This window comes from Neotamlana nanhaiensis (assembly GCF_000943555.1).
GTDB lineage: Bacteria > Bacteroidota > Bacteroidia > Flavobacteriales > Flavobacteriaceae > Neotamlana > Neotamlana nanhaiensis.
In genome coordinates this window covers 1-21,029 of record NZ_JTDV01000019.1, presented here as the reverse complement: position 1 = coordinate 21,029, position 21,029 = coordinate 1, and the positions used below count along the sequence as shown (strand labels likewise).

Here is a 21,029-nt window from a genome sequence, read left to right as displayed (position 1 = left end):
AGTTTTATGCTGAAATTATACAGATTGCATTAATTGAATTCGCAAAATGATCTAGATTTAGGCTTTAAACGAGCGTCCTTTCCAAGTATATCCAGTAAACATAGATTTTACTGCAACAAAAACACTAAAAAACGAATACACAAAAAAGCCCAAAGCAAAATGTTTTAATACCTGTTTTTGATTAAAAAAAGAAGCCGTTTTACTTAATAAAATTAAATCTATAAGTGCTTTAGCGATAACAACTCCAAGAAATGTAAACGGATTTATAAAACCTAAAATAGTAAGTAAAATACCAGTTACAATAAACGCATTCATTAGTAAAACAAAGAGTCCAGTAATTTTGCCAAACATATTGTTGTATTTACTTGTTTTGGCTGCCCAACGTATATGTTGCGCAATTAAATCGCGCCAATTGTCTTGGGTTTTGGTTTTTACTATGGCGTGTTTGCTTTTAACGTAGCCAATGGTTTTATTTTGTTTTATTAATTTTTCGAGGAAGAATACATCGTCGCCACTCGCTATGTTTTGGTTACCTTTAAATCCTTTTAGGCTTTTAAAAACCGACTTTTTATAGGAAAAATTAGCGCCATTGCACATAAAAGGTTTGTTTAAACCAAAACCGCCTATTGTGGCACCTTGTAAACTAAGGCTATCTAATATTTGAAATTGGTTTAAAAATGAGTTTTTATTAGTGTAGTTTATTGGCGCTACCAATGCATCAACATTGTGATTTTGTATGTAGGCATCAAAAGTGTCGAGCCAATATTTAGGAAGTTCGCAATCGGCATCGGTAGTTATAATCCATTCGTGTTTTGCAAAATCCATGGCTGTTGTAATCGCATCTTTTTTTGGCGATTTGGTTTTACGCTTATTCGGAATTAAGATAGCATCGCTACCACTTTTTACTATAACTTCAACCGAGTTGTCTTCCGAGGCATCGTCAACCAAAAATACTTCAAAAAGTAGTTTGTGATAGTTAAGATTTTCAATCGATTTTAAAAGTCGCGGTAAATTTTCAGCTTCATTTCTAAACGGAATAATAATTGAAAACCGCGTTTTAGGAGGTAGTTTTTTCAGCTTAAAATCTTCAACTTTATTAAACCCAATAATAAAACTTCCTATTAAAATTAGGTAAATTAAAGTTATTAAAAGGCTTAATATCATCATGTAATGCTGTTTGTTTTGGGAAGTTTAAACTTTAGTACATAAAAACTGCCTATTAGGCTTGGAATAACAAAGTTAAAAATCCACATTAAAGAAACAATGCTTAGCACCGTTAACTCGTTAATTTGAGCAAACGAAAATAGATAAACGGCAATACTTCCCTTTACAATCACATCAAAAATAAAAATAGACGGGATTACCGAACTCAATAAATATAAGGTTGAAATAATTATCATGGCATCCAAAAAGCTAAGATTGACACTAAAAATTTGAAGCAAAACAAAAAACTGAAATGAAAACGTAGCATAACGAATTAGGCTGTAAAAACTACCTAAAATAACCTTTTGTTTGGGGAAGTTGATAAAGAATTTTTGAAGCTTATCCAGTCGAAAACCACCAATTTTCAGCTTACTATTTTTTATTCCGAAGATGAAAAGCACACCAACAACCAAAATTGCTATGGCAAACCGACTAATTTTAAAGTAGTTGATGTTGGGTTGATAGGTTTTTACAAAAAGATAAAAGCCAATAAGACCTAAAACGGTTGTAACCAGCATTTGTAGGCTGTTGTGAAGCAAATTAACAAGTAGTACTTTTTTACGAAGGTTGCCAACAAAGTACATGGCTTTTGCGCCATATTCACCAATTCTATTGGGTGTAACAAGCGATGCAGTTAAGCTGCCCAAGCTTTGTTCGAGCGCATGTTTAAAACTGATTTTCGTTACGGCACTAACTAAAGTCTGCCATTTTAAAATTTCGAAAAACCAGTTAAAAGTGCTTAAAAACAAAAGCAAAACACCATTTTTTAAGCTGAAAACGTCATTTTTTTGTAATAAACTAACAAATTCCAAAAAACTCAAAGTGCTATTATTTGTGAGTTTTTGGTAAATAAAATAAAAAGCACCAACAACAATGCTTAACTTAATAAGTACAAAAAAGAATTGCTTAGTTTTGTAGGGCAGTTGGCGCATATCGTTTGCAAATTACGCAATAAAATGCCGTTTAAAAACTTACCTTTTTAAGTTGTTGATATTTAAGTAGAATGAAAGAACGAATTATTTTAGGCATAGACCCAGGAACAACTATTATGGGTTTCGGACTCATAAAAGTAGTGGGGAAAACCATGCAATTTTTACAACTTAATGAGCTCGATTTAAAAAAATACGACGACCATTACCTAAAACTCAAACTTATTTTTGAGCGCACCATAGAACTTATCGATACCCACAACCCAGACGAAATTGCTATTGAAGCGCCGTTTTTTGGTAAAAATGTACAAAGTATGTTAAAGCTTGGGCGTGCACAAGGTGTAGCTATGGCGGCAGGTTTGAGTAGAGAAATACCCATAACCGAGTATTTACCCAAAAAAATAAAAATGGCCATAACAGGAAATGGTAACGCGAGTAAAGAACAAGTTGCCAAAATGCTTCAAGGTATGTTAGGCTTAAAAACACTACCTAAAAACCTCGATGCTACCGATGGTTTAGCCGCGGCAGTTTGTCATTTTTACAATTCGGGTCGTGTTGAGGTAGGTAAAAGCTATTCGGGTTGGGATGCTTTTGTAAAACAAAATCAAGATAGAGTTAAAAAATAATGGCCGGAATTTACATCCATATTCCGTTTTGCAAGCAAGCTTGTTATTATTGCGATTTTCATTTTTCAACCTCATTAAAAAAGAAAGACGAACTTATTGACGCGTTAATACACGAAATTGAACTACGTCATGACATTTTAAAAAATCAAACTGTCGAAACGATTTACTTCGGTGGTGGCACGCCATCGTTGTTAAGTAATGCCGAATTACAGAAAATTATTGATACGGTTTACCAAAAGTTTCACGTGTGTGAGCATCTGGAAATCACTTTGGAAGCCAATCCAGATGACTTGTCGGTGGAGCGCATTAAAACCTTATCGGAATCTAAAATTAACCGATTGAGTATTGGTATTCAGTCGTTTTTTGATCACGATTTAAAACGTATGAATCGGGCGCACGATGCCAATGAAGCTAAAATTTGTTTAGAGGAAGCCACCAAATATTTCAATAATATTACCATCGATTTAATTTATGGTATTCCAGAAATGAGCCTTGAAAAATGGAACCAAAATTTACAAAAGGCATTTAACTTTGGAATTAATCATATTTCGAGTTACGCCTTAACGGTAGAACCAAAAACGGCCTTAGATACTTTAATTGCAAAAGGAGCTTATCCGCCAATAGATGAAGATTTAGCGCTTCAGCATTTTAATCATTTGGTAGAGCAAACCCAAAAAGAAGGTTTTGTACATTATGAAATTTCTAACTTTGGGAAACCTCATTTTTTCTCGAAACACAACACAAGTTATTGGCATGGGAAATCGTATTTAGGCATTGGGCCATCGGCGCATTCGTTTTACAATAATCAGCGTAGTTGGAATGTTTCAAACAATACCAAGTACATTAAAAGTATCATGAAAAATGAGTTGCCTTCTTCAACAGAAAATCTCACCAAAGAAGATGCTTTTAATGAATATGTCATGACGGGTTTACGAACCATTTGGGGTGTTTCGCTACAAAAAGTTACAGCCGAATTTGGAGGTGACTTTCTTCAGCATTTAAAACAATCCGCTAAAAAATACATTCATCAAGAATTGTTGTATATTGAAGATGATACGTTGCGAACTACACAAAAAGGAAAGTTTTTATGCGATGGCATCGCTTCGGAGTTATTTTATTTATAAAAGAGTTTTAAGTTTCAGGTAATTTTTTATTTTAAAACAGAAAAGCCCTTAGTTAAATTTTATGCTTGCAACAATTCAATACAATTCAAGAAAATTAAAAATAAATTTATCCAATCCTCTCGATATTTCTATTCCTATTCGCAATGGCGACAAAAATGTTAATGCGTGGTATATTGGTCCGCCAAAAATAACGCCACATGTAGAAGACGATTGGGTGGCGAGTGTAGAAGAAGGCGCGAGTGTTAATTTTAATAACATTCAGTTTAATCCGCATGCACACGGTACACACACCGAAACGGTTGGACACATCACTAAAAAAGTACATTCTATTAATCAGAATTTAAAGCAGTTTTTCTTTTTAGCTGAAGTAATTACCGTAGCGCCAGAAACCTTTAACGACGATAGAGTGATTTCGAAAAAGCAAATACAATTCGCTTTAGGAAACAAAAAACGCGATGCTTTGGTAATTAGAACCATACCAAACACCAAGGAAAAATTAACACGACAATACTCCAATACCAATTGGCCATATTTACAAGCCGAGGCGGTAGATTATTTGGTGAAAAAGGGTGTTAAGCATTTGCTTATCGATTTACCGAGTATTGATCGAGAAAAAGATGCCGGTGCGTTGCGCGGACACAATGCTTTTTGGAATACCAAAGGAAAGTTACGATTAGATGCCACGATAACCGAGTTTATTTATGTACCAAATACCATTGAAGATGGTGAGTATTTTGTTAATTTGCAAATAGCACCGTTCGAAAACGACGCCACACCAAGCAAACCCGTTTTGTATAAAACTGTACCGTAAATGAAAACCATTTTAAAGTTCGAAGAATTACTCATGTTCATGTTAGGTATGTACTTGTTCTCGCAACTACAACTTAGTTGGTGGTGGTTTGTAGGTTTGCTATTAACGCCCGATGTTGGTATGCTGGGTTATATTGTAAACACTAAAGTTGGTGCGTATTCATACAATCTGTTCCACCATAAAGGACTAGCAATTTTAATTTATTTTCTAGGGCTATATTTGCAACAAGATGTTTTAAAATTAATAGGTGTTATTTTGTTTTCGCATGCTAGTTTCGATCGCGTTTTTGGTTACGGATTAAAATACGTCGATCATTTTAAAAACACCCATTTAGGTAAACTTTAAAAGAAATATGGAAGCTTTTTTAGGCATAATTATAGGCGTTTTAGTTACGTTAGGAATCGTAACTTTCGTAAAATCTTTTAAAAAGAAAAGTTTAGTAAACTCGCAATCCACTATTTTAATCGATAAAATTAAAAAGGTTTGTAAGTTTATAACTGTTGAAGGTGATTTTGCTGAAATTTACCATTACGAAGATGTCAAAGAGCGCTTTTTAAAATTAATTACCAGCAAGAAAAAAGCCTTGGTAGTAATAAATGCGAAAGCGCATGTGGGTTACGACTTATCCAAGATTGAAATAAAAGCTGAAAATGATAACAAGAAGATAGTTTTAGAACATTTTCCGCAACCTGAAGTCCTTTCTATTGAAACCAATTTGAATTACTACGATAAAAAAGATGGCTATTTCAATAAGTTTGAAGCCACCGATTTAACAGGGTTGCACAACGAGGCGAAACGTCATATTCAAGAAAAAATTCCAGAAAGCGGACTCATAGAAATTGCTCAAAAAGAAGCGCTTGATACCATTTTGCTTATAGAAACGATAGTCGAAACCATTGGTTGGCAGTTAGATTATTCCGCTTTAAAAATAGAAGATGAAACCCCTAAAAAGTTGAATTAATGCTAGAAATATCGACCGACAAAAGTAAACTCGATGTATCGCTGATTCATCAGTTTTTAAGTCAAACCTATTGGGCTAAGGGTAGGACTTTAGCGCAAGTAAAAACAACTATTGATAATTGCTTGTGTTTCGGTGTTTATTTAAATAAGGCGCAAATTGGTTTTGCTCGTGTAGCAACAGATTATGCCGTTTTTGCTTATATAATGGATGTTTTTATATTGCCAGAACATCGCGGTAATGGTTATTCAAAAAAACTCATGGATGCCGTCACAACAAATAAGACTTTACAGGATTGTAAAGTTTGGATGCTAAAAACAAAAGATGCTCACGGTTTGTACAAACAATATGGTTTTACCAATTTAAGTCATCCTGAAAAACTCATGGAAAAACTATTGTAGTTTATGAATATAGAAGATTACCGCAACTACTGTTTAAGTAAAAAAGCAGTGACCGAGCATTTTCCGTTCGATGAAGATACTTTGGTGTTTAAAGTGTTAGGGAAAATGTTTGCTTTATCCTCATTGCGTGGTTGGGAAGCTGGTACACCTTCGGTTAATTTAAAGTGCGATCCAGATTATGCTTTGGAATTGCGTGGAGAATACGAAGCGATATTTCCAGGGTTTCATATGAGTAAAAAGCACTGGAATACGGTGAATCTGCATTCAAACGAATTACAACCAAATTTTATAAAGGAACTTATTGATCATTCATACAACATGGTGGTTAGAGGTATGCCTAAGAAACTTCAAGCCCAATTAAACGATTAATATCTAATTAAAATATAATGAGTGTACTACAAACACTAAAAGAACGCAGTGGCGAGAGCTGCGAGTTATGTAAATCTACCCAAGATTTAAGTCAATATACTATTCCGCCATCGTTAAACGAAAATGTTGATAACGACGTTTTGGTTTGTAAAGTGTGTTTAGATCAAATTGAAGGCAACACCGAAATGGATGTAAACCACTGGCGTTGTTTAAACGACAGTATGTGGAGCGAATTTGTTGCGGTACAAATTATGTCGTGGCGTATGCTACAAAGGTTGCGTAACGAAGGTTGGCCAAAAGATTTACTAGATATGATGTATTTAGACGATGAAGCTTTGGCATTGGCAAGAGCTACGGGTGAAGATAAGGACGAGAGCGAAAAAATAATTCATCGCGATAGTAATGGTGTTATTTTGGCTAACGGCGATTCGGTTGTACTGATAAAAGATTTAAAAGTTAAAGGCAGCAGTATGGTAGCAAAACAAGGTACTGCGGTTAGAAATATTAGATTAGATCATGAAAATGCCAAATACATTGAAGGTAAAGTAGATGGACAACACATTGTGATTATTACCGATTATGTAAAGAAAACTTAATGGTCGTTTTTCTTTTTAAATATGTTAAGCCCTAACGGAAACATAAACACTAAAAACAAATATTTTCCGGTCGCCAAACCGTAAATGGTTATGGCGGCTAGAATAACCATAAGTATAACTTTGTAGCTGTATTTCATTAAAAAAGAGAGGCGTGTACCGTACAAGTATTACGAAGACGTATCGGCAATAATCTTCCATTCCCCGTTAATTTTCTTAAAAACGAGCATAAAAAATCCGTCGGCATTACCAACTTCGCGCTTTAAATGGTATTCACCTAAAACATAATACGCGTTGGTTTCAATTTTGTTAACAGCGTTAATTTTAAAGCTTAAAGTTCCTGTGTGGTCTTCGGTTGGGTAACCTTGTTTGTAGCGATCTAAAGTAGCCTGCCAACCATTTACAACACCATTGGCTCCGTAAAAAGTAAGCGAGTCACTTTTCCAGTAACCTTCCATAAATTCTTCAAGATTGTTTTTGGACCATGCTAAGCGTTGTTTTTTAAGTACTTTTTGAATGGCTTTTTTATCGTCTTCTTCGGTTTGAGAAAACCCATAAAAAGCTGTAAATAGACAAAAAATTAAAAGAAATTTTTTCATAAATGCGATTTGTTGTTACGTTTTATATTGGTAAAAATAGAAAAATTTAGTTGGTTACTCATCGATAAAATCGACAGAAAAGTTTTATTCATCTAAAGTAAATTTCTATTTATCGATAAAATACGGCTAGTAGTTGTTTTTGTTTCTATATTTATTTCAAAGTCAGTGACTTGGTCTCCCTCAAATTTATTATTAACATTAAAACCACCTAATTATGGAATTAAAAATTTCTGGCTACAACAACTTCTATAAAGTTAAAGGTCACTTAAACAAAAAAAACGCTTATACTTTTAAAGCGGAATTTAAAAACATTTTTAATAAAGTAGATGCTGTAACTATTAGCATACAAGATGTTGAAAGTATGGATAAATATGGTGTAGCAGCTATTTCTCAACTACATTTTGATGCGTTAAAGCAAAATAAAAAGTTATCGATTATTGGCTACGGTTGTAAAGATTTATACGAACATTTTAGTTCTAATTCTGCCGCGTAACTACAAAATATTTTTCTGTTTTTTATAAAAAGCATCGGCTTGTAATTGCATAAGTTCGCGTGCTTTTTTGCGTTTGTAATTATAGAGTTCGTCTTCGTTTTTAATATCGTTGTAAATGCGGTCGTTTACGGCTGTATCTGTTTCTAACATAATCTCTCGCTGATTTTTATTTTGTAGTACATGCGTTTTTAATGCGGTTTCTTCGTCTTCAAGTTTATAATCGTAAGCACCTCTTGGAGAAAGTAACTTAGCGAAAATAGGCGATGTTTCTATGGCTAAAAACAATAGGAAAATAAAAAATGAAGGTAACCACGGTAGTTTGTTTAAGGCGTTTACACGAGCCATTAAACCATCAAAATTATCAATTATAGGTTGCGAACTGGTTACTTGGTTGGTGTAATCGGTTTCCGCTTGAGTAATTTTAGCTTCTAGAGCTTCAATTTTTGCTTTATTATCGGTTTTTAATTGCTGTAGTTCTGCAAGAGCAGCATCGTGCTTATCGCGTTTTTCTTTGTAAACAGGTCCTTTTCCTAAAAGTTTGGTGCCAGCAGTTCCTTCGGCTTCATTAATGTAAACGTCGTAAAGGGCATTGACTTCGGCTTCTTTATTGTTTATGTCACTTTGTAAGGAATCTATTTTTGTGTTAAAAGCTTCAATTTTTGGCGTGAATTGTTCAGCTATTTGCGTTTTGTTATCCAAAGTCATGTTGTTTTTTTCGGTTAGCAAGACTTGGTTTATTTCCTTTTCAAAAATTTTAAGTTCTATAGGTTTCGAAATTACAATGGCAATAATTACGGCTAGAAGCAGTCGTGGTGATGCTTGAATAAGTTCGTCTACAATATTTCCTGTTTTTTTAATGGTTGATACAATGTAGCGATCTAAATTAAAAATGAGTAATCCCCAAACCAATCCAAAAAATACGGATGTATATAAGTTATCGAACACCGTATAAAGGGCATAACTCGCCGCAATGGTTGCCATAACAGCGGTAAAAAACACTGTAGCGCCTATACCTGCGTATTTATTTTGTTCGCCGTTACTACAGGTGTCTAGAATATCGGTGTCGGCGCCAGAGCAAAGAATAAAGAATTTTTTTAACATAACTTGATGGTTTTTTGATTTACTGCCTAAAGCAGAGTGATGATTGTTTATTAGAACGCTAAAACGCATCATTTGTTACAATTAAAAAGAAAAACCTGTTTGTTAAAACACAAAACAGGCTTTATAATAATGTTTAACTTGTTATTTTATTAATCTGTTGAAAGTTTTACAAAGATTTCATTATTTATTTTATGAATATCAATACCTAAATAGGTAATGTGTTTTTTTTGAATAATTTTTTTAGCCTTTTCGAAAGAAATTTTTTCGTTTTTGTAATAAAACATGGCTCCTTTTTTCTCCAAATCTTTTATGCGCTCTAATGACGACTTTGACTCAGGAGGTGTTGGAATGTTCTCGACATTGCCTAATGTTTTTGAAGGGGGTAGTGGAGATGGCGGTGGAATAATTGGTATAATTTTTTCTTTTTTGGATTTTTTTGAATATTGAATATACAGCTTCATTACAGAATTAAATTGTTCATTTAGTTCTGCTCGGGTACCTTTATTTTCTTTTAAATAGAGTTGTATTGCCTTGCTGTATTGTTTTGATTCTTTTTCGTAATCAGTTTTTAATTTTAACAATTCTGGAGACAGCGTATTATTTGTAGTTGAGGGAACAGTTGGTGGCGGTGGCGGAGGTGGGAACTTAGGAAAAGGTTCTGCACTGGCTTTTTGGGCTTTACTCATTAAACCATACAAATATTCCATACGCTCTAAATCGTTGAATTTATAAATACGCATGTTGTCGGTTTGGTTGTTGTGCTTTGAGGCGATTTTGTTGTACTCAGCTATTTGCTCTGGGGTTGCTTTTTGTTACTCAGACTTAGGTGGTGGAGGCGGAAAATATGGAAACGGTTTAGCATTAGCCTTTTGTGCTTTGTTCATTAAGCTATACAAATATTTTATATGGACAACATCCTTCATTTTGTAAATACGTTTTTCTACTGTGAGATTGTTGTATTTCGTTGCAAGCTTATTGTATTCCGATATTTGTTCTGGGGTTGCTTTTTCCTGATTCGGATTGACAGGTACAGGCATTACTGTATTAAAATTTGGAAATATTTCACTATTTCTCTTTTGTTCAAAGGTCATTAAATTATAAATCTCCTCTAAGCGGTTTTTATCTTTAATTGTAATTATCCGACTGCCTGCGGGTAAAGAATTAAATTTTTTAACCAGCTTGTTATACTGGGCTATTTGCTCTGGCGTTGCTTTTTGTTGAGTTGTATTTACTTCTTGTTTCGTATTTATTTTTAAAAGGTTATGTTTTCTTAAAATAATGTTTACTGTTTTTAAGGTTTTATTGTCATTAGGACCATGAACAATAAAAGAAGTGAGCTTTTCTTTTTGTTCTGGAGGTAGGGGTTTAAGGAAATTCTTTAAATGATTATCAAAGTTTTGTAAACTGTATTTCTTACCGTTTAAAGAAATAGTTTCATCGTCAATTATTGTTATAAAGCACGTTGGAGTTCGGTTTAAGCTATCACTTTTAAATAAATGATTTGGAGTTTCTGATTGATTGGGTTGAGGTAAAACAATTTTATCACTAAAGCTATAAATAAGCATAGCGAGTAATGGAAAAACGATAAGACCTCGAATCCATAAATTTACTTTTGATGTTTTTGTTTTCATAACTGTAAAACGTTTTTTGATTAATGAATAATTAATGGCATTTGCCAAAGGCGTATCAGCTGCATGTGATGAGTATGCTAATAGTAATTGCTGATAATGTTTTGTGTTGTAACCTTGATTTATAACGGACTGATCGGCTAAAAATTCGTGGTTAAGTTTTATATCTTTCTTTAGTAAATAAAGTATTGGATTAAACCAAAATATAATTTGAAGCAGTTCAATGAATAAAATATCTATGCCGTGTTTTTGTTTGGCGTGTGTTTGTTCGTGTAATAAAACTTCGGTTGGTATTTGATGATTTTCAAATTTATTTCGATTAATAAATATGTAATTAAAAAACGTGTGCGGGTGGAGTAAATCCATCACCAAAACATTTATAAACGATGCATTTTTGTACTTAGGATTTGCTTTTATCGTCTCAAAAATATCGAACAAGTTCTTTATAAATCGAACCATAAAAACAGCCACACCTAGCAAATAAATACCCCAGAATAATTTTGGAGAATAGGCTTCCCAAAAGGTTGGTTCGTGTATGATAATTGATAAATCGGTTTCAATATAAGGCTGAGTAAAGGTGTTTTCAACTTCGACATAGGAGGTAAACGTTATAAAGGGAATAGCAACCGACACTAGAACTATGGCTAACAAATAAAACCGTTTAAAGTGGTGTGCGCTTGTTTTTTCTAAACAGAGTTTATAAAACAGCATTAAAATAGCTAAACAGGCGCTCGATTTTATTAAGTAAATTAGCATAATTACTTGTTTTTAATTTCGTTATCGATAATTGCTTTTAAATCTTCTAACTCTTTTTTAGTGAGGTTGGTTTCTTTGGTAAAAAACGACGCAAACTGCGATGCGCTATCATTAAAAAAGTTTTTAATCAATCCGTTTACGTGCTTCGAGAAATAGTCTTTCTTTTTTACAAGCGGGTAATACTCTCTCGATTTTCCATAAAGTTTATAAGCAATAAAACCTTTATCGGTCATACGCTTTAAAAGTGTAGCTACGGTTGTAGTAGCAGGTTTGGGTTCTGGATAAGCTTCGAGTAAATCTTTCATAAAAGCTTTTTCGAGTTTCCAGAGGTGGTTCATTAAATCTTCTTCGGTTTTTGATAGTTGCATTTTCTACAAGATTAGAATGTTTTCTACAAATGTAGAATAAAAATATGTTTTCTACAAGTGTAGAGTTGTTTTTTCTATTGTTTTTTAGAGCGAATACTCTCTACAATAACCGTTATCAAAATTAAACCGCCACCAATAAAAGTGTTTTGGTTGGGTGTTTCGTTTAAAAAGAAATAGGCGATCACAATGCCAAAAACCGGTTGAATACCGTTTATAATGCTAGCAGTACTTACCGAAAAGTGTTTAAACGAGCGAATAAGTAAAGTGTGCCCAATAGCGGTTGTTAAAATAGCTAACATTAAAATATAAGGATATTGTGTGCTAATATTACTAGTGCCTAACGTGAATAAAAATGGTGATAAAATGATACTTAGTATAGCTAGCTGATAAAAATTAAGCACAACACCATTGTATTTTTTTACTTCGTTTTTCATAATCAGGTTGCGAATGGCATAACACAAAGCTGAAGCTATCCCAAACAGAATACCTTTAAAATAGCTGTTTTCGAAATTAAAATCGGGCGCTAAAATATACAGGCCAATAAGTACCAAAACACCTAAGAATACATGAACAACATTGAGTTTGGTTTTGCTAAAAATGGGTTCTAACAAAGCTGTAATTACAGGAAATGTAAAAAGCGACAACATACCTAAAGCAACGTTAGATAATTTTAAAGCGTAGAAATAGGTAATTAAATGTCCGCCAAATAATAAGGCACTAACGCCAATGGTGGTATAATCTTTTTTTGAGTTTAGGGCTAAATTAAATTTTTGGTATTTGCACAACACGAACAAAACTAGGGCTGCAATAGCAACGCGCCACCAAATAATAACAGGAACGGGTAAGTCGATAAATTTTCCGAGTGGCCCTGAGGTACTTATTAAAAAAGTAGCTAACAGTAGTATTAATAAGTTTTGCGAGTTGGTATTTTTCATTGAAGTTGTGCGTTGCGTTAGCGATAGTAACGGTTAGCTTTTGGCGAGCGGCCGCTTTGAGCCAAAACTAGTAGTGTATAGCACGACCCCGCCATGAGAAGCGGGGTAACGCCCAATATTTATTGATTTAACGCTGTGAAATATTTGTAAAACCACGGAATAGTTTCGATGCCTTTTAGATAATTCCAAATGCCAAAATGCTCGTTTGGCGAGTGTATGGCGTCGCTGTCGAGACCAAAGCCCATTAAAATGGTTTTGCTTTTAAGTTCCTGCTCGAAAAGTGACACGATAGGAATGCTACCACCACTGCGTTGCGGTATCGGAGTTTTGCCAAAGGTTTGTTGGTAGGCCTTACTTGCGGCTTGGTAACCAAGGCTGTCTATGGGTGTTACATAACCTTGTCCGCCGTGGTGTGGCATTATTTTTACCTTTACGGCATCGGGCGCAATAGTTTCGAAATGTGTTTTAAATAGTTGCGTAATTTCTTCCCAATCTTGGTTTGGTACCAATCGCATTGATATTTTAGCATAGGCTTTACTGGCAATTACGGTTTTGGCACCTTCGCCAGTGTAACCGCCCCAAATACCATTTACATCGAGGGTTGGACGAATAGCATTACGTTCGTTAGTGCTGTAACCTGTTTCGCCGTAAACAGCGTTAATATCGAGTGCTTTTTTATAGTTTTCGAGAGAAAAAGGGGCTTTTGCCATTTCTGCACGTTCGGCATCGCTTAGGTTTTCCACCTTGTCGTAAAATCCAGGAATGGTTATGTGATTGTTTTCATCGTGTAACGACGCAATCATTTTACTCAATACATTTATAGGGTTTGCCACGGCACCGCCGTATAAGCCAGAATGTAAATCGCGATTTGGTCCGGTAACTTCCACTTCAACGTAGCTCAAGCCGCGTAATCCGGTGGTTATGGATGGCACATCGTTGGCAATCATACCCGTATCGGAAATTAAAATAACATCGTTTTTTAACTTCTCCTGGTTGTTTTTTACAAAGGTGGCGAGGTTTGCACTGCCTACTTCTTCTTCACCTTCAATCATAAATTTTACGTTGCACGGTAGCTCGTTATTCGCCGTCATGTACTCTAAAGCTTTTACATGCATGTACATTTGACCTTTATCGTCGCAGGCACCACGCGCGAAAATGGCGCCTTCGGGGTGGCGTTCGGTAGTTTTTATAACAGGCTCGAATGGAGGTGAGTTCCACAGGTTTAAAGGATCTGGCGGTTGCACATCGTAATGCCCGTAAACTAAAACGGTTGGTAAGTTTTTGTCAATTAATTTTTCGCCATACACAATTGGGTAGCCCGCGGTTTCGCAAATTTCTACCGCATCGCAACCTGCGTTTTCAAGGCTTGTTTTTATGGCTTCGGCAGTTTTTAAAACGTCGTTTTTATAAGCAGAATCGGCACTTATAGATGGTATTTTTAGTAGTTCGATAAGCTCGTTTAAAAAACGATCTTTGTGTTCTTGTATGTAAGATTGTATGTTTTGCATAATAAGATTAAGAGGATTGATTTCAAAAGTATTAAAAAAAGTATGTTTTTAATGATTATAAGTTTGCAATTTAAAAATCTTGATTATATTTGCATCCCGATTCTTGATAGCAATCGGGATTACATAATGCGGGCGTGGTGGAATTGGTAGACACGCTAGACTTAGGATCTAGTGCCGCGAGGTGTGAGAGTTCGAGTCTCTCCGCCCGCACACAAGCCGAAGATTTTCTTCGGCTTTTTTATTTAAAATTTATTATAAAATTTTAGATGGGTACAACATAGGTACAGCATTTTACTATTTTAATTGACTTAATTTTGAATAGTGAGATTTAAATATATTTAATGTTAAAAACAATCTAGTAGGAAATTTATTAACAAATCTTTATTAATAAATTGTTTTTTTAAAACTAATTTCTGTTTCTATATTAGAGATTGTAATTGCTTTGTAGTATTAATAATATGATATAATTTTTGGTAATTTTCTCTCATTTTTTTATTTTAATTGGTTATTAATCGATAAATATGTATTTTTAATCTTGGATAAGATTAAAAATATCAATTTTTATTTTAGACAATTAATATATCAACTATAATAAATTATAAATGAATAATTTCTACCCTAGTAACAAAACAAGTCTTTCTTGTATTTATACTTTTGTTCTGCTTGTATTATTATTTAGTGCTAACTCATTAAATGCCCAATCGTGTACTATAAATGCTGGAATTGATCAAACAATTTGTTCTAATGACCTTTTTCAATTAAATGGAAATTCCCCTGACACTTATGCTGAAGGACCTACATGGGCACAAATTGGAGGGCCATCTGTAGTTATAAGTGATCCAACAATTGATAATCCAATAATTACCGGTTTTTCTGGAGGCAACACCTATGTTTTTCAATTATCTGCTGTTTGCCCAAATGGAGATACACCTTCGCAAACAGTTACATTTACTGTGGAGCCCATTACTGTTGCTGATGCAGGCTTAGATGTTGCTTCTTGCCCAGATAGTTCAGGTTCATTAGTAATAAATGCTAACGTTCCGGGTAATCCAGGAGAAATAGGTGTGTGGTCTGTAAATGGAAGTAATGATGCTGGAGTTGTAATTAACCAACCTAATTCGGCAACATCTACAATTACTTTGCCAGAAAGTAGTGCTGGAACAACAACCTTAAGGTGGACTATTACTGGTCCTGAATATGCTTCTGGGCGATTTTGTGAATCCTTTGATGAAATTACAGTTACCAACTATGGAGGTGAAGCGCCAGTTGATGCTGGTGGAGATCAAACCTTGTCAAATTGTTATACAATAAGTCAAAATACTAATTTAAATGGGAGCTTTGCTGGTAATAATATAAATGGTCAATTAGGTACTTGGACATTTGTTAGCGGGCCATCAAACCCAAATATAGTTAGCCCTAACTCAAGTAACACTAGTGTGAATAGTTTGGTTGAAGGAGTGTATGTGTTTAGGTGGGATGTTGTAGGTCCTTGTGTCTCTGGTAGTGATACAGTTACAGTTACGGTACCGCCTGCAACCCAAGATGTAACACAAGCTAGTATTTCAGATGATAATCAACGTTTTTGTGATCCCTCTATCACCGAAACTACTTTAGTAGGAAATTCGCCAGATTTCACCAATGAAACAGTGCTTTGGGAGCAAATTAGTGGTCCAGCAGCTACAATAGTAGATCCGACAAGTGCTACAACTCAGGTTACAGGTTTATCTTCTCCAAGTGCTTATCAATTTAGATATACTATTACAAATTCGGTTACTTTATGTACATCAACAGATATTGTTAATGTTAGGTATAATGTAAACCCAATAAGTATAAGTGCAAATTCTGGTAACGATATTATTGGAGATTGTGGAGATACATCAATTTCTGTGCCATACACATCTACTAGTGGAAATAGAACTGAGTATAGTATTGTTAGTGGGCCAGCATTCAGGGTTAACATTTCCTACTACTTATACAAACTTAGGAAGCGGAAATAGTGGTACAGCTAATATTAATGTTTTTGATGTTGCTGGTACTTATACTGTAAACTTTAGAAGAAGAAGAATTGGTAATCTTTTGCTAAGTTGCGATACAGCTAATGATGCCATTAATATATTTATTTCAACTCCAATATCTGGCGCTAATGCTGGCTCACCTCAAACTTTTGTTTGTGGTCAAGTTGGAGGTACAATAGCAGGTAGTGCTATTCTACCAGGGGAAACTTCGGTTTGGTCTCAAGTATCTGGACCAGATGCAGCTACCATTGCTGATGTTTATGCCAGAACAACTACTATATCTGGACTTGTTCCTGGAGAATATGTGTTTAGATATACTGTGACTGCTGGACCAAATTGTACACCACCTCAAGTATCAGATACGAGTGTTTTTGTTTCTCCTTTGGATAATTCACCAGTTGAAGCTGGTGCAAATCAAACAGTTTGCTTTAACGCACCAGTGCAGTTAGCCGCAGATCCAGGAACAGATAGCCAAACGGGGACATGGACAGCATCAGACCCTAGTGTTGTTTTTTCTGATGTAAATGACCCTAATGCTATAGCTACTGGTTTTGTATTGCCATCAACAGCATACACATTAACATGGTCGCTTTTAAACGATTATTTAAACTGTGGGCCAGCAGCAACTGATGATGTGATTATAACAACATCTGCAGATGAATCTCCAACAATTGCTGATGCTGGCACAGATTTTTGTTTTGGCCCTGGAGTAACAACAATACCAAATCTTAGTGGGAATGCACCAGATATTGATGAAACTGGAACTTGGACACAAATTTCAGGTCCATCAACAGTAACATTTACAAATCCAAATAGTGAAACTTCTGAAGTAACAGGTTTGATTGATGGGCAATATGAGTTTCAATGGGAAATAGCTTACTCAGCACCACCTCCAAATGCATGCCCTTCAACATTAGATACAGTAGAAGTTGTTGTAGCAGATACGAACATAACTATTGATGCTGGTCCAGATCAATTGCAATTATGCTTAGATCCAGTATTATTATCGTTTACTATGAATGCAACTCCTGCACCAGATGGAGGGCAAGGAACTTGGAATTTAGTATCTGGTTTAGGAGGTTACACTGTAGATGACGTTAACAGTCCAACTGCAACCTTCTCAGATCTATTAGATGGAACTTATGTTTTTGAATGGGTAATAGATTACGGGAATTGTGTAGCTTCCGCTACACCTGATCAAGTTACAATAGAGGTAGGAATTCCACCTACGCAAGCAGTTATACAAGGAGGTAATCAAGTGATATGTGCTGCTACAAATACAAATATCACAGCAGATCCTTTAGTTAACCCAGATGCTGAAAACGGAACTTGGACTGTAGTTTCAGGACCAAATACACCAACTATAGATAATCCAGGGGATAATTCGATAAACGTAACAAATCTTGAAACGGGTTCTTATGTGTTTAGATGGACAACTGTTGGAAGTTCGCCATTTTGTCCAAATTCTTCTGATGACGTTACGGTAGATGTTTTTGCTCCTGCAGCACCTATGGCAGATCAAGAACTTTGTTTAGTTAGCAGCGTTTTTCTTGAAGCTACGCAAGGTACTACAGGTATTTGGAGTATAGTTTCTGTGGATGGAGATACAACTCCTGGGGTAATTGCACCTTATTCTCCAACACAATCACCAAGTAATAGTAACACAGCAAATGCACCTGTTGATGCAGGCTCTGTTTATGTATTTGAATATACAACTGATTATGCTGGATCAGGAGCAGCATGTAATAATACAGAACAAGTAACTGTGACCGTTAGTGATGGTCCAAGTGAAGATGCTGATGCAGGTTTAGATCAAGATATTTGTATTGCTGATACAACAACGGCTTCTTTAACTGCAGGAAATATTGCAATTCCTGGGGATGTAACATCAGAATGGAGATTATTATCCCAACCAGGAGGAGCAACGGTTGGTTTTACTACACCAAATAATAGTACAACAACAGATGTAACAGGGTTAACAGTTCCTGGTATTTATATTGTAGAGTTAAATTTTGTTACAGGTTTTTGTACCGATAATGCTGATATAGTTAGAATTGAAGTTTTTGAGGCTCCAACGCCTGTCGAAGCTGGTCCAAACCAACCATTAGCATGTCAACAAAATACGCAGCTAAATGCAACAACACCAACTGTAGGCATAGGACAATGGACATTTGAAAATCCAGGAGATGATCCTTCAGGTGGAATTGTAATAATAGATAGCCCAAACAACCCGCAAACTACATTATCAAATATACCAGATGATATTGGAAATGATGGAGTTGATGATGTTTATGTTTTAACGTGGACAGTAACAAGTGGGCCATTAACATCAGGAGCATGTGCACCTCAATCTGATACCGTTACTTTAACCTATACAGGTGCACCACCTTCACAAGCTATTGCAGGTCCAGATCAAGAATATTGCGATAATACTCAAGCTTTTCTTGATGCTACACCTCTAGCAGTTGGCACAGGAACATGGACACAGACGGCAGGGGCTCCAGCAACAATTACTGCCCCCAATAATCCAAAAAGTTTAGTGCTTGGCTTATCTGCAGGCACTTATCAATTTACTTGGACAGCAGTTGGCGGAGGATGTACTTCCGTTGATACGATGGAAATTCTTATATATTCTGATCCTATAACTGCGGAAGCTGGTCCAGATCAATCATTACCACAATTTTCAGCAGTTACTTTAGATGCTACCCCAGCTACATCTGGAATTGGAACTTGGACTCAAGTTTCTGGTCCTTCTACTGTTAATTTTATAAATGAAAACGATCCTACAACAACAGTTGCTGGAACAACAGTTGGAACATATGTTTTTAGATGGACTGTTTCCAATGGAACATGTAGTGATGCTTCAGATGATGTAACTATTACTATTAATCCAATTTCAGATTTAGAATTAACAAAAACAGTTTCAAATTCAAATGTAAATGTAGGGGATATTGTAACATTTACGGTTTCCATTTTTAATAATGATGCAAATGCCACAAACGCTGATGCAACAGGTGTTAATGTTGAAGACGTTTTGCCTTTAGGCTTTTCTCTAGTGTCTGGAACAGTTTCTAATAGTGGAACTTTTGATTTAGGGACACAAACCATCACTTGGACAAACTTAAGTATAGCAAATGGGGATACTTTAAACTTAACTTTTGATGCAACAGTTAACGCTACAGGATCCTATGTGAATTCTGCTCAAATCACTGCCAGTGATAACTTAGACCCAGATAGTGATCCTAATACTGATGCTACGGTAGATGAAGATAATGCTGATGGAGATGATAATCCAAATACAGGTGGTGACGACGATGATGAGGATACAGCATCAGTTACTATTCAATCAGCAGATTTGTCACTTCAAAAAACAGTGTTGCCTACAAGTGTAAGCGTTGGAGATACAGTCGTATTTACCATAACAGTTTCTAATGGAGGTGCAGATACAGCTACAAATGTAGAGGTGGTAGATCAATTACCTAGCGGATATGCCTATCAAAGTGATGATGCTTCTGGTAATTATAACCCTGCTACAGGAGTTTGGACTACAGGTTCAGTAACTGCGGCGTTAGATCAGGTATTGAATATCACAGCAATAGTTAATGCACCATCTGGTACTTTAAATGAGTATTTAAATATAGCTGAAATTACAAATAGCGATCAAGCAGACCCAAATAGTACTCCGAATAATGATAATGGCGACCAAAGTGAAGATGACGAAGATAACGCAGAAATAACATTAGAATTAGCCGATTTACAAATAACAAAATCAGTTTTACCACTGTCAGGTTCAGTAGGGGACACAGTTACATTCTCAATATTTTTAGAGAATTTTGGTCCAGGAGATGCTACAGGTGTTGCCATTGAAGATTTACTACCATCTGGATTTGATGTAGTTCCAGGTACAATTTCTAACTCAGGAGTATTTATTTTAGGAAATAAATCTATAGTTTGGAGTAATTTAGATTTAGGAAATGGTTTATCAAGAACACTTACTTATGATGCTATTGTGAATGACTCAGGAAATTATACTAATAATGTTCAAATTACTGCAAGTGATTTAGATGATCCAGACAGTGATCCAACAACAGATGCTACAGTAGATGAGGATAATGCCGATGGAGATAATGACCCAACAACAGGTGGTGATGATGATGATGAGGATACGGTAACTTTTATAATTGAAGAAGCCGATTTGAATTTGGCAAAAACCGTAATGCCTTCTAACGCAACCGTTGGGGATACAGTAACATTTACTATAATTGTTGATAATGATGGAGCTAATGATGCCACTAATGTAGAAGTTGTAGATCAGTTACCAGCAGGTTTTACCTATGTTGGTGATGATTCTTCAGGTGACTATGATTCAGCTACAGGCCTTTGGACTATAGCTACTATTACAAATGGTAGCTCAGCAACGTTAAATATTACAGCTACGGTAAATGCGCCAACGGGAGCAGCAGGCGAGTACAATAATATAGCCGAAATTACTGCCAGCGATCAGGTAGATCCCGATAGTGATGTTAATAATGATGATGGTGACCAGAGTGAAGATGATGAGGATAATGCAGAACTTACACTTGATACTTCCGACCTAAGCATCAGCAAAGCG

The 21,029-nt window shown here is 35.4% G+C and carries 21 protein-coding genes and 1 tRNA gene; 12 read left to right on the top strand and 10 right to left on the bottom strand.

Features of this window, described 5'->3' with window-relative positions; translation table 11 throughout:
- Positions 1-57: 57 nt before the first annotated feature.
- Together PK35_RS16445 and PK35_RS16440 are read right to left on the bottom strand one after the other, a co-directional pair.
- Positions 58-1,167 (bottom strand): glycosyltransferase, encoded by a 1,110-nt coding sequence (locus tag PK35_RS16445; RefSeq protein WP_044627675.1) that lies wholly within the window; start codon positions 1,165-1,167, stop codon positions 58-60.
- Positions 1,164-1,850 carry a hypothetical protein gene (locus tag PK35_RS16440; RefSeq protein ID WP_349675073.1) on the bottom strand — a complete coding sequence of 229 codons (687 nt, stop codon included), beginning with the start codon at positions 1,848-1,850 and terminating at the stop codon, positions 1,164-1,166. Before PK35_RS16440 ends, PK35_RS16445 begins: the two co-directional genes overlap by 4 nt.
- Positions 1,851-2,206: 356 nt before the next feature.
- Here PK35_RS16440 and ruvC point away from each other — a divergent pair, with 356 nt between their 5' ends.
- The 8 genes from ruvC to PK35_RS16400 all read left to right on the top strand — a co-directional run bounded on the left by ruvC (position 2,207) and on the right by PK35_RS16400 (position 7,017).
- Positions 2,207-2,758, top strand: coding sequence for a crossover junction endodeoxyribonuclease RuvC (gene ruvC / locus PK35_RS16435; protein WP_044627673.1), 552 nt, complete (start codon positions 2,207-2,209; stop codon positions 2,756-2,758).
- Positions 2,758-3,882: a radical SAM family heme chaperone HemW gene (gene hemW / locus PK35_RS16430; RefSeq protein WP_044627672.1), complete on the top strand. Its 1,125-nt coding sequence runs from the start codon at positions 2,758-2,760 to the stop codon at positions 3,880-3,882. Before ruvC ends, hemW begins: the two co-directional genes overlap by 1 nt.
- A 61-nt stretch (positions 3,883-3,943) precedes the next feature.
- Positions 3,944-4,693: a cyclase family protein gene (locus tag PK35_RS16425; RefSeq protein ID WP_044627671.1), complete on the top strand. Its 750-nt coding sequence runs from the start codon at positions 3,944-3,946 to the stop codon at positions 4,691-4,693.
- Entirely contained in the window at positions 4,694-5,038 is a 345-nt protein-coding gene (locus tag PK35_RS16420) for a DUF4260 domain-containing protein (RefSeq protein WP_044627670.1), read from the top strand.
- A 7-nt stretch (positions 5,039-5,045) separates the two neighbouring features.
- On the top strand, positions 5,046-5,654 hold the full coding sequence (locus PK35_RS16415) for a DUF4230 domain-containing protein (protein ID WP_044627669.1): 609 nt from the start codon (positions 5,046-5,048) through the stop codon (positions 5,652-5,654).
- A complete protein-coding gene (locus PK35_RS16410; protein ID WP_044627668.1) occupies positions 5,654-6,052 on the top strand; it encodes a GNAT family N-acetyltransferase in 399 nt (132 codons plus the stop codon). Before PK35_RS16415 ends, PK35_RS16410 begins: the two co-directional genes overlap by 1 nt.
- A gap of 3 nt (positions 6,053-6,055) precedes the next feature.
- Positions 6,056-6,421, top strand: coding sequence for an MmcQ/YjbR family DNA-binding protein (locus PK35_RS16405; RefSeq protein WP_044627667.1), 366 nt, complete (start codon positions 6,056-6,058; stop codon positions 6,419-6,421).
- 17 nt (positions 6,422-6,438) lie between these two features.
- Positions 6,439-7,017 (top strand): PhnA domain-containing protein, encoded by a 579-nt coding sequence (locus tag PK35_RS16400; protein ID WP_044627666.1) that lies wholly within the window; start codon positions 6,439-6,441, stop codon positions 7,015-7,017.
- Here the strand turns inward: PK35_RS16400 and PK35_RS17910 are convergent.
- Both PK35_RS17910 and PK35_RS16390 read right to left on the bottom strand, forming a co-directional pair.
- Entirely contained in the window at positions 7,014-7,154 is a 141-nt protein-coding gene (locus PK35_RS17910) for a hypothetical protein (protein ID WP_044627665.1), read from the bottom strand. The genes PK35_RS16400 and PK35_RS17910 overlap by 4 nt on opposite strands.
- A 30-nt stretch (positions 7,155-7,184) precedes the next feature.
- Entirely contained in the window at positions 7,185-7,613 is a 429-nt protein-coding gene (locus tag PK35_RS16390) for a YybH family protein (RefSeq protein WP_044627664.1), read from the bottom strand.
- 214 nt (positions 7,614-7,827) lie between these two features.
- Between PK35_RS16390 and PK35_RS16385 the strand changes: the two genes are divergently transcribed.
- Positions 7,828-8,106: an STAS domain-containing protein gene (locus PK35_RS16385; protein ID WP_044627663.1), complete on the top strand. Its 279-nt coding sequence runs from the start codon at positions 7,828-7,830 to the stop codon at positions 8,104-8,106.
- Here the strand turns inward: PK35_RS16385 and PK35_RS16380 are convergent, their stop codons facing one another.
- The 6 genes from PK35_RS16380 to PK35_RS16355 all read right to left on the bottom strand — a co-directional run bounded on the left by PK35_RS16380 (position 8,107) and on the right by PK35_RS16355 (position 14,402).
- Positions 8,107-9,207, bottom strand: coding sequence for a DUF4407 domain-containing protein (locus PK35_RS16380; protein ID WP_044627710.1), 1,101 nt, complete (start codon positions 9,205-9,207; stop codon positions 8,107-8,109).
- Between the two features lie 149 nt (positions 9,208-9,356).
- Positions 9,357-9,947, bottom strand: coding sequence for a hypothetical protein (locus PK35_RS16375; protein ID WP_131474431.1), 591 nt, complete (start codon positions 9,945-9,947; stop codon positions 9,357-9,359).
- Positions 9,948-10,019: 72 nt separating this feature from the next.
- Positions 10,020-11,591, bottom strand: a complete 1,572-nt coding sequence (locus PK35_RS17245) for a M56 family metallopeptidase (protein WP_052826059.1) — start codon at positions 11,589-11,591, stop codon at positions 10,020-10,022.
- A 2-nt stretch (positions 11,592-11,593) separates the two neighbouring features.
- Positions 11,594-11,959, bottom strand: a complete 366-nt coding sequence (locus PK35_RS16365; protein ID WP_044627661.1) for a BlaI/MecI/CopY family transcriptional regulator — start codon at positions 11,957-11,959, stop codon at positions 11,594-11,596.
- A gap of 74 nt (positions 11,960-12,033) precedes the next feature.
- Positions 12,034-12,894: a DMT family transporter gene (locus tag PK35_RS16360; protein WP_044627660.1), complete on the bottom strand. Its 861-nt coding sequence runs from the start codon at positions 12,892-12,894 to the stop codon at positions 12,034-12,036.
- Positions 12,895-13,013: 119 nt separating this feature from the next.
- A complete protein-coding gene (locus PK35_RS16355) occupies positions 13,014-14,402 on the bottom strand; it encodes a dipeptidase (RefSeq protein ID WP_044627659.1) in 1,389 nt (462 codons plus the stop codon).
- A gap of 128 nt (positions 14,403-14,530) precedes the next feature.
- On the opposite strand from PK35_RS16355, the gene PK35_RS16350 reads away from it, so the two are divergent.
- From PK35_RS16350 to PK35_RS16340, 3 genes are all read left to right on the top strand, one after another.
- Positions 14,531-14,612: transfer RNA gene (locus PK35_RS16350), tRNA-Leu, on the top strand.
- 392 nt (positions 14,613-15,004) lie between these two features.
- A complete protein-coding gene (locus PK35_RS16345) occupies positions 15,005-16,399 on the top strand; it encodes a PKD domain-containing protein (RefSeq protein WP_044627658.1) in 1,395 nt (464 codons plus the stop codon).
- The coding region (locus tag PK35_RS16340) for a PKD domain-containing protein (RefSeq protein WP_162182424.1) at positions 16,308-21,029 on the top strand (4,722 nt) is incomplete at its 3' end. The genes PK35_RS16345 and PK35_RS16340, both read left to right, overlap by 92 nt.